Source organism: Ruegeria sp. YTSC199 (assembly GCF_059609725.1).
Genome location: NZ_JBXWMF010000017.1, coordinates 49,551 through 62,265, shown reverse-complemented (window position 1 = coordinate 62,265; position 12,715 = coordinate 49,551). Strand labels below are relative to the sequence as shown.

The following is a 12,715-nucleotide window of genomic DNA, read 5'->3' as shown; positions in this document are numbered from 1 at the left end:
TCGGAACGCCCCATGCCTTTTCAGAAAATCCAGCCCGAAAAACTGTCCATCGCGGTGGTCAAACAGATCGAGATGCTGATCCTGCGCGGTATCCTGCGCCCGGGTGAACGGCTTCCGGCTGAACGTGAACTGGCGGATCGGCTGGGCGTTTCCCGGCCCTCGCTGCGCGAAGCGATTTCGAACCTGCAGGATCAGGGTCTGCTAACCGCCAAGGCGGGTTCGGGCATCTATGTGGCCGAAGTCTTGGGTTCGGCTTTTTCTCCGGCGCTGGTCCGGTTGTTCGGCAGTCACGAAGAGGCGGTGTTTGATTACCTCTCGTTCCGCAAGGATCTTGAGGGCCTCGCCGCCGAACGCGCCACGCGGCTGGGATCGGACAGCGATCTGAAGGTCGTGCAGGCGATATTCGACAAGATGCAAGCGGCCCATGGGCGCAACGCCTCCGAAGATGAGGCGCAGTTGGACGCCCAGTTCCACATGGCCATCATCGAAGCGAGCCATAACGTTGTGATGCTGCACATGATGCGGTCGATGTACGAGTTGCTGCAACAGGGCGTGTTCTACAACCGCCAGATCATGTTCCAGCAGCAAACCACGCGCGGGGCTATTCTGGACCAGCACCGCGCCATCAATACCGCCCTGCAAGCCCGGGACCCGGAAGGCGCGCGCGATGCGGTTCATAAGCATCTCAGCTTTGTCCAGCGATGCATGGAAGACCACCAGAAAGCCCAGCGCAACGAAGCCATCGCGCAGCAACGGCTGCAACACGAGACAGGTCAGATCTGATGTTCATAGGGCATTTACCAGGGGCCTATCTGGTCTTTCGGACTGCCACGCCAAATATCGGGAAAACGGTCTTCGCCGCGGCTATGCTCGGCGCGATCGCACCGGATCTGGACATGCTTTGGTTCTATCTGGTCGACGACAAGGCACATCACCACCACGCATACCTCACGCATCGCCCGATCTTGTGGGTGGGTATCATGCTGGTGGGGTTAATCACCGGATTGCGCTGGTCGCAGATGGGGCGTGTTATGACCATTTTTGGAACCGGTGGGCTGGTCCATATGGCGCTGGATTCCATCGTCGGTAAAATCACTTGGCTATGGCCGTTTTCGGACTTTTCCCACCCGCTCGTAACTGTTGAGGCCACGCATTCGCATTGGATTCTCTCATTTCTCAACCACTGGACGTTTTTGGTTGAGATCGGAATCACCGTGCTGGCTGTAATCGTGTTTTTCTCTGGCAGAAACAGGCCAGCGCGCGCAGGCTAATGCCAGCCTTGCTATGGCGGCACAACCCGAGTGCCGCTCCGGACCAGAAGGCTGTTCCATAAAATGGCAAACCCGGCAGAAATCTACCGGGTCGCACAAAGTTCATATTGCTCAAAGCTTAGTGCAGCTTTTCGCCTACATCGGCAATTGCCGCGTCGATCAGCTTGTTCGCCTGCGTCGCCGTCATCTGCTTGGCCAAAACCGCGTTTGCTGCAGATACAGCAACGGAAATGGCCTGATCGCGGACTTCCTTCACAGCCGAAGCCTCGGCCGATGCGATCTGGTCCTGCGCAGCCGCCAGACGGCGCGCGATGGATTTTTCCAGATCGGCCTTGGCTTGTTCAGCAGCCAGAGCAGCATCGTCTTTCGCAGCAGCCACGATGGCGTCTGCCTGGCCTTGAACTTCACGCTGCTTGCGCTCGTACGAGGCCAGCAGGGTGCGCGCTTCTTCGTGCAGGGCGCGGGCTTCGTCCAGTTCGGACTTGATACCATCGGCACGGTTGTCCAGCGCACCACCAATCAAACCCGGCACCTTGAAGTAGAACAGGACCGCGATGAAGACGATGAAGCCCAGAAGGACGACAAAGTCGGTGTTGCCAAGCGAGAAGAACGGGCCGCTTGCGGCCAGCGCGGGGCTGGCGCCACCAACAGTCAGGATAAAGGCAAGAGTGTTCCGCATGTCACTTATCCTTTCGTCTGCGCGTCTACGGCACTGTTGATGGTTTTGGCATCTGCCTCACCGCCCAGTGCTGTGACCAGTTCAGCCGCCGTGTCCTTGGCAACCACTTGAATGCTTTCCAGCGCACCGGCACGGATGTCGGCAATTGCCTTTTCCGATTCAGCCGCCTTTGCAGCGATTTCCACGTCCGCCTTAGCAATCGCGTCATCCAGACCAGCCTGGATTTCAGCGCGGGCTTCCGCTGCGATACGCTGTGCCTCAGAACGGGCATCGGCCAGCGCCTTGTTATAGGCCTCCTCAGCCTCGACCGCCTTGGCCTTCAGATCTTCGGCCGCAGCCAGGTCATTTGTAATGGTCCCCTGACGTTCAGCCAGGATTGCCGCGATGCGGGGCAGAGCCACGCGGGACAGGACCAGAAAGATGACGACCAGCGTAATGACCAGCCAGAAAATCTGGTTGGGGAACCAATCGAAGCAGAGCTGTGGCATCCCGATGGCAGAGCCATGCGAGTCGACGCACGCGCCTACTACTTCTTCGCTAATGGGTTCAGTCGCCATGATGTCCTCCGTCGGAACGTTGTCTTTACAACAGGTGGGCCGCTATGGCTTGGGCCCACCTGCGCGTAAGGATCAGGTTCCGCAGATTAGACGGCGAACATCAGCAGCAGCGAGACCAGGAATGCAAAGATGCCCAGCGCTTCTGCGAATGCGATACCGATGAACAGGGTTGCGGTCTGCGAAGCAGCCGCCGAAGGGTTGCGCAGGGCGCCGGCCAGGAAGTTGCCTGCAACGTTGCCCACCCCGATTGCGGCTGCGCCGGAACCGATTGCTGCCAGGCCTGCGCCGATGTGTGCGAGATCGCCTTCCATGATGTTTCTCCTTACGAATTGGAAGTTTCGATGTTTGGGTATCGGACCTTAGTGCGAAGGATGCAGCGCATCTTTCAGATAAACACAGGTCAGAATGGTGAATACGTAGGCCTGGATGAAGGCCACCAGGACCTCAAGACCGTACATAGCGGTGATCGCCAGAACCGACACGGGCGAAATCACGGCAATCGCGGCGAAGCCTGCGAACACCTTGATAACCGCGTGGCCAGCCATGACGTTACCGGCAAGACGAATGGAGTGACTGACCGGGCGTACAAAGTACGAGATCAGTTCGATGATCGCCAGGATCGGACGCAGTGCCAGCGGCGCACTGGACACCCAGAACAGGCCCAGGAAACCGGCACCGTTCTTTACAAAGCCCAGAATGGTTACGGTCAGGAACACGGCCAGCGCCAGCGGAATGGTCACCGCGAAATGCGAAGTGGTGGTAAACGAAGTCGGGATCAGGCCCAGGAAGTTCGCAACGACAATGAACATGAACAGGGTCATGACATAGGGGAAGTACTTGACGCCTTCCTTGCCGCAGATGTCTTCCAGCATCTTGTAGATGAAGCCATAGGCCAGTTCCGCCACCGACTGCATCCGGGTCGGCACAATGGCGCGTTTGGATGTGGGCAGAACCAACAGTGCTGTTACGGCCAGTACCGCAAAGAACAACCACAGGGTCACATTGGTGACCGTGAACATGCCTACCGCACCGTCGCCGAACAGCGGCTTGACGATGAACTGATCCATCGGGTGGAATACCAGGCTGCTGCCTTCTGCTGCGGTGGTCTCAGTTGCCACGTTCAGTCCCTCTCGTCCTTCTCGGCCGCGTTTGCCGCCGTTTGTTTCTCTTGAACCTCTTTCGCGCTGCGGAGCATAACCTTCACGCCCGCGATAAGGCCCAGCAATGTAAACAGCACCAGAAAGATCGGGATCGTCCCGAGCAGGCTGTCCAGCCCGTATCCGATGCCAAATCCGATCCCCAGACCGGATACCATTTCTATGACCATCCTCCAGGCAAGCTCGCCGCCCGAGACGTCAGCGTCTGCACGGGGTTTCGGCGCCTTGGCCTTTTTCGCCGCTTCGATCTTGGCCTCCAGCTGCGCCATACGCTGCTTTTGGTCATCATCGGTCACGGGCATTTCCCTCGCACATTCTTGGGTAGGGTGCTAAGGGGCGGAGGGCGCAGAGTCAACGACGTTGAGCGCTCGAATTGCCGCATGTTAAGCTATTGTTTTTTATATATTTTTTTCCAAACGCGACACAACAGTGAACCACCCCACCCTTTCGCTTGATTTCAAATGCATTGAATCCGCATATTCAACCAAATGGTTGACCAAACCCGGGCGCTGTGGTTCAGCCAAGGCATGTCCAATGATCTCGACACCGTATTCGCAGCCCTTGCCGACCCCACGCGCCGCACCATCCTAGCGATGCTGTTAGAGGATGACATGGCCGTGACCGATGTGGCCGAACCGTTCGAGATGTCGCTGGCCGCAATCTCGAAGCATCTGGTCATCCTGACCAAGGCCGGGCTGATCAGTCAGGAGAAACGCGGACGGGTGAAATGGTGCAAGCTGGAACCCGACGCCCTGCGTGCGGCGTCTGTCTGGATGCAGGGGTTCGGGCAGTTCGAACCGGTCAATCTGGATGCCTTCGAGCGGTTTCTGGAAACCGAGCTGCCCGCAGTCGAGGAGCCCTAGCCGGACCTAACGCACCACAAAGACTGAAACCTTGGCGTGATTGGCCAGATATCCGGCATGACTTGAAAAGATATAGTCCGTGATCCGCGGCGCATGGGTGCCCGCGACAATCAGATCGGCACCGATTTCCTCGGCAGCGCGAGCTAAATCACCATCGACCTCAGCCGCGACATCGACGGAATGGATATTTCGACATGCGACTTCCGTTCCGCTGTTCTTGGCGAGTTGGTCAGCGAAAGCGCGCAGGTTTTCATTGATCTTTGCGTCCGTCTGAACCGGATCTCCCGGCTGGATTCCTGTTACGCTGACAACTGTAATCTTGGCTCCCTGCCACTTGGCAACCTCAGCCGCAACATCGGCAGCTTTGCGAACCTCTGGCGGAAGATGCAGATCAACAGGGAACATGATGTGAGTGTACATGGCGAATTCCTCCTCAGCCAAAAGCATAAGGATATTCGCATGTATCGACATTGATCTGCCTCAACGGCGGGACGGAACACAGAATGCGGGCTAACCCTCCTGACTGTATTCCACACCGGTGATGACTCCGAACGGGTCCGCCCGACAAAGCCACGGTGCCTGCGCACCGACCACAGACACCGTCGTTACGGAGCCCGTAGGATCTTTCTGGGTGGAAACCGCAGAAACATCTTCGGGTCTCACCCCTGTTTCAGCCGAAACAAGCGCTTCGCAACTGCCGTGCAGATCCGCTTCTGAAACCGTGGTACCGGGTCCCGGCGGAGTACAGGCAGCCAATCCTGCCACGGTGATCAAGAAGAATGCTGGTTTCGTCATCTCGTGCCTACATGCTGCCTGCGTCCGACGCTGGCACATTTTTGGGGGAAAGCAAGTTTCATTCCGGCATCGGGTTCGTTGTGCGGCGCTGTTCTTCGGCTTTCAGCAGCAGCACAAGCGCGACGATGGTCAGGATTGCCCCGACAACAATCAGCAGTGGAGGCGGCTGCTGACCCAGCGCGATTTCCCACAGGATTACCCAACTGGGCGTCAGATAGGTATAGGCCATCACCTTGGCCGAAGGCAGCCGCAGCGTTGCAAACTGCACCAGTACAAAGCTGGCCGCGGTGGCAAATATCGAGACATAGAACAGCCCCACCCAGACGATCAGCGGCAGGTTGGTCCAATCGGTCGCCCGAATGTCGGACCAACCATAGAGCGTCAGCAGAACGCAGCCCGCCAAGAGGGTGCCAAAGGTGAACACCACCGCCGGTTCGCCCCGGTTCAACTTGCGCACCATCGGCGTGTAAACCGCATGCGCCACGCAGCCCCAGAAATAGATAATCTCGCCGCCTCCGATCTGGAACGCGGTAAAAACCTGCCAATCCGCGCGGAAAATGACCCAAAGCGCACCCACCGCGCCCACCGCAAGGGCCAAGGCCATCCGGGGCGTCGTGACCTGCCGCAACAACACCCAGCCCGCCACCGCTGACATCACTGGTGTCAGCGTGAACACGGCAGCTGCGCTGACCGGGGGGGCGGTTTTCAGGCCGTAGAACATCAGAACAAAATAGCTGGCAAACAGCCCGCCCAGCACCAGGTAGCGCCACGGTGCCTGTGCTGCACTACGCGGCAAGCCAGTGGTCATCAGCGCCGCAATACCGATCACCACCGAGGCAATCAGGAAGCGCGCCGCCGTGATCGCCTCGGGTGCGATCTGATTGGCAACCAGCGAGCCCAGAGAAAAGCTGCCGGCCACCAACGCCGAGAACACAAGCATGGCCAGATGACCCTGCGTCTGAGAGCTCACGCCAGCCAGCCTTTGGATTGTTCCTTCAGATATGTCAGAAAACTCTGAACCTTGGTTGTGCGGTGCAGGTCCACATGGGTCACCAGCCACAGGTTCCCGAACCACTCTGGCAGCGGGTCGACCACTTCGATCAGATTGGGGTCACGGGCCGCTTCCCAGCGGGCCATGAAGCCGATCCCGGCACCGGACAAAACCGCCTCGCGGATACAGAAATTGTTGGTGCAGCGAAAGGTGATGTTCTCTGCGGGTACTGTCGCGCGCAACCACCGGGAAAACGGCGCGCGGCTGTTTTCGTCGTCGGTACTGACGAATTGATGGTTGCTGAAGTCCTCGACGCTGGAGGGCGTCCCATGGCGATCCACGTAATCCTTGCTGGCGTATAAGCCGATCTCTTGCGTGATGAACGGTTGCACCACATTGTCCGGTTGATCCGGAGCCGAACCCGCGCGAATAGCCACGTGAGCTTCACCGTATTCCAGACGGAACAGGCGATCTCCGGTCAGGTAGCGCACGATCAGACCCGGATGCAGGCGTTGGAATTCGCTGAGCACCGGCACTACGAGGGGCGCCAATGAGGACAGAGATGTCACGACCAATTCACCCGAGACGTCATCGCCACGCCCCTTCATCCGCCCGACCAGTTGGTTGAACTGATCTTCGGTCGCCTGCGCCACGCGCAACAGGTCTTCTCCGGCCTCGGTAGGGGTGTAGCCGCGCGCGTGGCGCTGGAACAGCTTGGTGCCCAACCGCGCCTCAATCGCATCGATGTGTCGGATCACCGTCGCATGGTGCACACCCAGCACCTCGGCCGCGCCGCTGACGGTGCCCATGCGAGCTACTTGATAGGCGGTTCTTACTTCGTCCCAATTGTCCACGGCATCACCACAACTGTGCAATTTCTAACATCAACTGTTGATGTATCCGAGTTTTGTTCACGTACGCAACATCCATATTGGGACCAGACGAGAAATCCCTATCCACAAGGACCAAGTAAAATGACCAAAACCATCCTGCATATCGACGCCTCGGCCCGCCGCGCCGGGTCTGCCACCCGAGACTTGTCCGACCGCATCGTCAAACACCTGGGTGCCGCGCGCATCATCCGCCGTGATCTGGCAAGCCCCCTGCCCTTGCTGACCGAAGACTGGATCAATGCCAACTTCACCCCCGCAGATCAACGGGATGAGACTCAGCGCGACCAACTGGCGCTGTCCGACACGCTGGTGAACGAACTGCAAGAGGCCGATACAATTGTCGTCGGTCTGCCAATATACAATTTCTCTGTACCGGCTGCTTTCAAAGCCTGGATTGATCTGGTTGCGCGCGCTGGTCTGACCTTTTCCTACACAGAAAACGGCCCTAAAGGCCTGCTGGAAGGCAAACGCGCGGTTTTGGCCATTGCTTCGGGCGGTACCGCCGTCGGGTCCGAGATCGATTTTGCCACCGACTACGCCAAACATGTGCTGAGCTTTATCGGCATTCATGATGTGGATGTTGTTGCCGCCGACCAGATGGCTCTGGACGCTGAAGCCACGCTGGCCAACGCACAGAAAGCCGTATTGGAACTGGCGGCCTGATCGCATTCGACATTGGCAACCTGCGCGCCCGGCCTGCTATTGCAAAGGCTGGGCGCATTTCTACTGCGGCGCTGGATCAGGGCAACCAGTTCACTTCGCAACCAATGCGGTCGAAGAACGCCATCAGATCGGTCCGTGCCATCGCAACAGTGCGGTCATTGACCAGCGGGTGCATGTTGATGACATCCGCCTGCTGTGCCGCGCTGTCCATGAAGAATCGCACATCATTCTGCACCCCGTTGATCATCGCCAGCGGACTAACCGCGCCAGGCCTGATACCGAGGTGCTGCAGCAACCGGTCCGAAGACCCAAAGGACAGATTGCCGACACCCAGTTCTGCCCCCAACGCCTTAAGGTCGATCTCGCGACTTTGCTCCAGCGTCACCAGATAGTTCCGCTTTTTCTTATCTCGTAGGTACAGATTCTTGAGCCGCAGGGTGTTTTCTCCTGGTACCAAGAATTGCTCTTCGACGCCCTTGGCGTCCTCTACGGTACGCAGGGGGATATGCGTGTGCAGACGATAAGTCAGACCCCATTCGTCCAATTGCGCAAGCAACGCGTCAGAGCTGAGCGGCAAAGTATCCTGAAAGGCGGATGATGCGTCCATGGAAACCTCCTGTTTGGCGCGCTCATCGCGCAACATGAGGGTAATTTCAAGCCACGACAGTCTCTGAGTACAATGCTAGCGTGTCGCCATGAAAATCACGCGTAATACTCCGGATCAACTGATCCTGTCCAACACACCCTGGCTGATCGGCATCATGCTGGTCTTCTTCATTCTCGCCTTTGTAGGCGCGGGCATGTTCATGGCCAGCGAAGGCGGCGAGGGAATCTTGTTCGGTATCTTCTTTGCTCTAATCGGCGGCGGGATGGGTTTTGGCGCCTTCTGCGCGTTTGTCCGCCGCGTGCAGATCATATTGGACCGTCGCGACGACAGCATTCTGATCCGCCGCCAATCTGTCTTTGGCTACGATACTGTCGAGCATGTGCTTTCAAACCTGTCCCACGCTGAGGTTGAAACCACGAGCTCGGCCAACGGCAAAGGCTCTGCCAGCGTCCACCGCCCCGTATTGGTTCTGGACAAAGGCATGAGCGCCGGTCGCCACCCGATTGTCGAAGCCTATGTCAGCGGGCACGGGTCGCACCGGATGGTCGATGCCGTCAATGACTGGCTTCCGGCGCGCAAGGTTGACACTGACAGCCAATCCGCCTAAATCCCCCTCCAAACATCCGGAAGCGTCTGATCTTCCGGTCCCTTGAGTCGTTCAGGGATCGCCCCCCACCAGCGAGTTTCGCCCGTGGGGGCAATTGTGCATTTAACCGGCGTTTCCTAACTAGGAAGGGCCACAGGATAACCGGCTAAGGAGGCCGAAGGCATGTTTGAAAATCTATCCGAACGCCTCTCTGGCGTCTTTGACCGGTTGACCAAACAGGGCGCGCTGTCCGAGGAAGACGTCAAGACCGCCCTGCGTGAAGTACGGGTTGCACTGCTTGAGGCCGACGTCTCGCTGCCGGTGGCGCGTGAATTCGTCAAAAAGGTGCAGGAACAGGCGACCGGTCAGGCTGTCACCAAGTCCATCACACCCGGCCAGCAGGTCGTCAAGATCGTCCATGACGCTCTGGTCGACACGCTACGCGGCGAGGAAGACCCCGGCGCGCTGAAAATCGATAACCCGCCGGCGCCGATCCTGATGGTCGGTCTGCAGGGCTCGGGTAAAACGACAACCACCGGTAAGCTGGCAAAGCGCCTGAAAGAGAAAGAGGGCAAGAAGGTCCTGATGGCCTCACTTGACGTCTATCGCCCGGCGGCGATGGACCAGCTGGCAGTCTTGGGCACTCAGGTTGGCGTGGACACCCTGCCGATCGTACCGGGCCAGAAGCCCGTTGATATCGCCAAGCGCGCCAAGCAGCAGGCCACCTTGGGTGGCTATGACGTCTACATGCTGGATACCGCAGGCCGTTTGCATATCGACGAAGTGTTGATGGACGAGGTCGAGCAGGTCCGCAACGCGGTAGACCCGCGCGAGACCCTTCTGGTCGTCGATGGCCTGACCGGTCAGGTCGCGGTCGAGGTGGCTGAAGAGTTCGACGCCAAGGTTGGCATCTCGGGCGTGGTCCTGACCCGGATGGACGGCGACGGGCGTGGTGGTGCGGCGCTGTCGATGCGTGCGGTCACCGGCAAGCCGATCCGCTTTGTCGGTCTGGGCGAAAAGATGGACGCGCTTGAGACCTTCGAGCCGGACCGGATTGCAGGACGAATTCTGGGCATGGGTGACATCGTTGCCCTGGTCGAAAAAGCCCAGGAAACGATGGAGATGGAACAGACCGAGCGCATGATGAAGCGCATGGTCAAAGGTCAGTTCAACATGAACGACCTGAAGATGCAGCTGGAGCAGATGATCCAGATGGGCGGCATGCAGGGCATGATGGGCATGATGCCGGGCATGAACAAGATGGCCAAGCAGATGGATCAGGCGGGTTTGGACGACAAGATCTTGCGCCAGCAGATCGCCATGATCCAGTCCATGACCAAACGCGAACGCGCCAACCCGCAACTGCTGCAGGCGAGCCGCAAGAAACGTATCGCAGCCGGTTCTGGAATGGAGGTCAGCGACCTCAACAAACTGATCAAAATGCACCGGCAGATGTCGGACATGATGAAAAAGATGGGTAAGATGGGTAAAGGCAAGATGCTGAAACAGGCCATGAAGGGCATGTTCGGCAAAGGTGGCCCCAGCCCCGAAGAAATGGCCGCTGGCATGGACCCCAAGGCACTGGAACAGGCAGCCAAAGCCATGGGTGGAAAGATGCCCGGCGGCATGCCCGGTATGGGTGGTGGCATGGGTCTGCCCCCGGGACTCAGCGGGTTTGGCAAGAAGAAGTAATCATGTCAGCCCTTGAACCTCATATCCCCCGGCTTGAGACCGAGCGTCTGATCATGCGTGCACCGTCTGTGGCTGATCTTGACGCTGAGGCAGAATTTTTTGCCTCGGACGCTGCCAAATATGTTGGCGGTCCGCTGCGTCGGGACGAGACATGGCGATCCATTGCCATGCTGCTTGGCCATTGGGCCATTCGGGGTTTTGGCTTTTGGGGCGTCGAGGAAAAAGACACCGGCACCTATGTTGGCCGTGTCGGCCTGTGGTTCCCTGAGGGCTGGCCCGAGTCCGAGGTTGGCTGGACGCTGATGAATTATGCCACGGGCAAAGGTTACGCGACTGAGGCCGCGTTAGCCGCACGCGCGCATGCCTATGACGTGCTGGGTTGGGAAACCGCAATCTCGCTGATCGACCCTGACAACGACGCAAGCAAAGCCGTTGCCGAGCGGTTGGGCGCCAAGCTCGATTATCATTACGAACACCCCAAATTCGGCACCACTGAAATCTGGCGTCACCCTGCCCCCGCCGATCTGGTGAATGGCGGCATGGAGGCCTACGCATGACCCACACCGCTTTGACCGCTGAGAGGACCGGCCAATGACCAACCCCGTGACGCGGGCCGCCGCGCTGTTGAAAGAGCACCGCGAAAGCATCGATCGACTGGACGCGATCCTTGTCTACACGTTGGGCGAGCGGTTCAAGCACACGCAGGCCGTTGGCAAGCTCAAAGCCGAACACGACCTTCCCCCGTCCGATCCCTCGCGCGAGGCTGCGCAGATCGCACGGTTAGAAGACCTGGCGAAACAGGCCAATCTGGACCCTGACTTTGCCAAGGCTTTCCTGAATTTCATCATTCAGGAAGTCATCCGACACCATAAGAAACACCAGAACTAACCGGGCAATTCCCGGTAAACGCCATCCAAAGGAGATACCACCATGGCAATGAAAATTCGTCTCGCCCGCGGCGGCTCGAAAAAACGTCCCTTCTACCGCATCGTGGCTGCTGACAGCCGCATGCCCCGCGACGGCCGTTTCATCGAGAAACTGGGCACCTACAACCCGCTGCTGCCGAAAGACAGCGAAGAGCGCGTGAAAATGAACATGGAACGCGTTCAGTACTGGCTGGACCAGGGCGCTCAGCCCACCGACCGTATCGCACGTATGCTGGAAGCTGCCGGCACCCGTGAAAAAGCCGATCGCAACAACCCCAACAAGGGCGCCCCAGGCAAGAAAGCTCAGGAACGCGCGGAAGAAAAAGCTGCAAAAGCCGCTGAAGCTGCCGCTGCACCGGCAGAAGAAGCAACCGCAGAAGAGTAAGCAGGCGAGCGCGTGCAGGATCAAACTTTCAGCGACGATTTTCGCACGCAGTTCGATCTGCTGATGCGGCTCCGGCGTGATGTGCGCCGGTTTCGCACCGATCCCGTGGACGAGGCAGTGCTGACGCGCTGCCTCGACGCATTTCGCTTGGCTCCTTCGGTGGGGCTGAGTGAACCCTGGCGCGTGATCCGCGTCGAAAGCGAGGTCGCGCGGGCAGCGGCGCTGAAGAATTTCCAAGCTGCAAATGCTGAGTCCCTGGCCGGGTATTCCGGCGAGAAAGCGCAAATCTACAGCGGTCTGAAGCTGTCGGGGATGCAGGAAGCCCCGGTGCAATTGGCGGTGTTTTGCGACGATACCACCGACAAGGGGCAAGGTCTCGGCGCGGGTACGATGCCCGAGGCGCGGCGCTATTCCGTCGTTTCTGCTATCACGCTGTTCTGGTTGGCCCTGCGAACCCAAGGGCTGGGCCTGGGTTGGGTATCCATTCTGGACCCCAACAAGATGACCCGTGACCTGAATGTTCCGGATGGCTGGCGCCTGATCGGCTATTTCTGCGTCGGTTGGCCGGAAGAGCTGTCTGATACGCCCGAGCTGGAAACTATAGGCTGGGAATCCCGTTACGACACCCTGCCCATCGAGGTGCGATAGGC

Annotated in this window: 20 protein-coding genes; 10 read left to right on the top strand and 10 right to left on the bottom strand. The window is 58.7% G+C overall.

Features of this window, described 5'->3' with window-relative positions; all coding sequences use genetic code 11:
- Nucleotides 1–12: 12 nt before the first annotated feature.
- Nucleotides 13–783, top strand: coding sequence for an FCD domain-containing protein (locus AC2FEE_RS16580; RefSeq protein WP_496866429.1), 771 nt, complete (start codon nucleotides 13–15; stop codon nucleotides 781–783).
- Nucleotides 783–1,271 (top strand): metal-dependent hydrolase, encoded by a 489-nt coding sequence (locus AC2FEE_RS16575; protein ID WP_496866428.1) that lies wholly within the window; start codon nucleotides 783–785, stop codon nucleotides 1,269–1,271. Before AC2FEE_RS16580 ends, AC2FEE_RS16575 begins: the two co-directional genes overlap by 1 nt.
- Nucleotides 1,272–1,389: 118 nt before the next feature.
- Here the strand turns inward: AC2FEE_RS16575 and AC2FEE_RS16570 are convergent, their stop codons facing one another.
- From AC2FEE_RS16570 to AC2FEE_RS16550, 5 genes are all read right to left on the bottom strand, one after another.
- The gene (locus AC2FEE_RS16570; RefSeq protein ID WP_496866427.1) at nucleotides 1,390–1,950 is read right to left on the bottom strand and encodes a F0F1 ATP synthase subunit B; all 561 of its coding nucleotides are present in this window, start codon (nucleotides 1,948–1,950) and stop codon (nucleotides 1,390–1,392) included.
- A 5-nt stretch (nucleotides 1,951–1,955) separates the two neighbouring features.
- Nucleotides 1,956–2,507 carry a F0F1 ATP synthase subunit B' gene (locus AC2FEE_RS16565; RefSeq protein WP_496866426.1) on the bottom strand — a complete coding sequence of 184 codons (552 nt, stop codon included), beginning with the start codon at nucleotides 2,505–2,507 and terminating at the stop codon, nucleotides 1,956–1,958.
- Nucleotides 2,508–2,593: 86 nt separating this feature from the next.
- Nucleotides 2,594–2,818 (bottom strand): F0F1 ATP synthase subunit C, encoded by a 225-nt coding sequence (locus tag AC2FEE_RS16560; RefSeq protein WP_005981269.1) that lies wholly within the window; start codon nucleotides 2,816–2,818, stop codon nucleotides 2,594–2,596.
- A 48-nt stretch (nucleotides 2,819–2,866) separates the two neighbouring features.
- A complete protein-coding gene (locus tag AC2FEE_RS16555) occupies nucleotides 2,867–3,625 on the bottom strand; it encodes a F0F1 ATP synthase subunit A (RefSeq protein ID WP_298849513.1) in 759 nt (252 codons plus the stop codon).
- Between the two features lie 2 nt (nucleotides 3,626–3,627).
- Entirely contained in the window at nucleotides 3,628–3,960 is a 333-nt protein-coding gene (locus tag AC2FEE_RS16550) for an AtpZ/AtpI family protein (RefSeq protein ID WP_496866425.1), read from the bottom strand.
- A gap of 231 nt (nucleotides 3,961–4,191) precedes the next feature.
- Between AC2FEE_RS16550 and AC2FEE_RS16545 the strand changes: the two genes are divergently transcribed.
- Complete coding sequence (locus AC2FEE_RS16545) at nucleotides 4,192–4,527, top strand: ArsR/SmtB family transcription factor (RefSeq protein ID WP_496866485.1); 336 nt, start codon at nucleotides 4,192–4,194, stop codon at nucleotides 4,525–4,527.
- Nucleotides 4,528–4,533: 6 nt separating this feature from the next.
- Here the strand turns inward: AC2FEE_RS16545 and AC2FEE_RS16540 are convergent, their stop codons facing one another.
- The 4 genes from AC2FEE_RS16540 to AC2FEE_RS16525 are packed head-to-tail and all read right to left on the bottom strand — an operon-like array spanning nucleotide 4,534 to nucleotide 7,167.
- A complete protein-coding gene (locus AC2FEE_RS16540; RefSeq protein WP_496866424.1) occupies nucleotides 4,534–4,998 on the bottom strand; it encodes a universal stress protein in 465 nt (154 codons plus the stop codon).
- Nucleotides 4,999–5,037: 39 nt separating this feature from the next.
- A complete protein-coding gene (locus AC2FEE_RS16535; RefSeq protein WP_496866423.1) occupies nucleotides 5,038–5,322 on the bottom strand; it encodes a hypothetical protein in 285 nt (94 codons plus the stop codon).
- A 58-nt stretch (nucleotides 5,323–5,380) separates the two neighbouring features.
- Nucleotides 5,381–6,262: a DMT family transporter gene (locus AC2FEE_RS16530; protein ID WP_496866484.1), complete on the bottom strand. Its 882-nt coding sequence runs from the start codon at nucleotides 6,260–6,262 to the stop codon at nucleotides 5,381–5,383.
- 26 nt (nucleotides 6,263–6,288) lie between these two features.
- A complete protein-coding gene (locus AC2FEE_RS16525; protein ID WP_496866422.1) occupies nucleotides 6,289–7,167 on the bottom strand; it encodes a LysR family transcriptional regulator in 879 nt (292 codons plus the stop codon).
- A 120-nt stretch (nucleotides 7,168–7,287) separates the two neighbouring features.
- Between AC2FEE_RS16525 and AC2FEE_RS16520 the strand changes: the two genes are divergently transcribed.
- Nucleotides 7,288–7,869, top strand: a complete 582-nt coding sequence (locus tag AC2FEE_RS16520; protein WP_496866421.1) for an FMN-dependent NADH-azoreductase — start codon at nucleotides 7,288–7,290, stop codon at nucleotides 7,867–7,869.
- A gap of 76 nt (nucleotides 7,870–7,945) precedes the next feature.
- Here the strand turns inward: AC2FEE_RS16520 and AC2FEE_RS16515 are convergent, their stop codons facing one another.
- The gene (locus AC2FEE_RS16515) at nucleotides 7,946–8,476 is read right to left on the bottom strand and encodes a prolyl-tRNA synthetase associated domain-containing protein (protein WP_496866420.1); all 531 of its coding nucleotides are present in this window, start codon (nucleotides 8,474–8,476) and stop codon (nucleotides 7,946–7,948) included.
- Nucleotides 8,477–8,564: 88 nt separating this feature from the next.
- On the opposite strand from AC2FEE_RS16515, the gene AC2FEE_RS16510 reads away from it, so the two are divergent.
- The 6 genes from AC2FEE_RS16510 to bluB all read left to right on the top strand — a co-directional run bounded on the left by AC2FEE_RS16510 (nucleotide 8,565) and on the right by bluB (nucleotide 12,713).
- Nucleotides 8,565–9,083, top strand: a complete 519-nt coding sequence (locus AC2FEE_RS16510; RefSeq protein ID WP_496866419.1) for a hypothetical protein — start codon at nucleotides 8,565–8,567, stop codon at nucleotides 9,081–9,083.
- A gap of 162 nt (nucleotides 9,084–9,245) precedes the next feature.
- Nucleotides 9,246–10,754: a signal recognition particle protein gene (gene ffh, locus AC2FEE_RS16505; protein ID WP_496866418.1), complete on the top strand. Its 1,509-nt coding sequence runs from the start codon at nucleotides 9,246–9,248 to the stop codon at nucleotides 10,752–10,754.
- Between the two features lie 2 nt (nucleotides 10,755–10,756).
- Nucleotides 10,757–11,311 (top strand): GNAT family N-acetyltransferase, encoded by a 555-nt coding sequence (locus AC2FEE_RS16500; protein WP_496866417.1) that lies wholly within the window; start codon nucleotides 10,757–10,759, stop codon nucleotides 11,309–11,311.
- Between the two features lie 34 nt (nucleotides 11,312–11,345).
- The gene (locus AC2FEE_RS16495) at nucleotides 11,346–11,642 is read left to right on the top strand and encodes a chorismate mutase (RefSeq protein WP_480594517.1); all 297 of its coding nucleotides are present in this window, start codon (nucleotides 11,346–11,348) and stop codon (nucleotides 11,640–11,642) included.
- Nucleotides 11,643–11,684: 42 nt separating this feature from the next.
- Complete coding sequence (rpsP, locus tag AC2FEE_RS16490; RefSeq protein WP_496866416.1) at nucleotides 11,685–12,065, top strand: 30S ribosomal protein S16; 381 nt, start codon at nucleotides 11,685–11,687, stop codon at nucleotides 12,063–12,065.
- A 12-nt stretch (nucleotides 12,066–12,077) separates the two neighbouring features.
- Nucleotides 12,078–12,713, top strand: a complete 636-nt coding sequence (gene bluB / locus AC2FEE_RS16485; protein ID WP_496866415.1) for a 5,6-dimethylbenzimidazole synthase — start codon at nucleotides 12,078–12,080, stop codon at nucleotides 12,711–12,713.
- Nucleotides 12,714–12,715 lie beyond the last annotated feature (2 nt).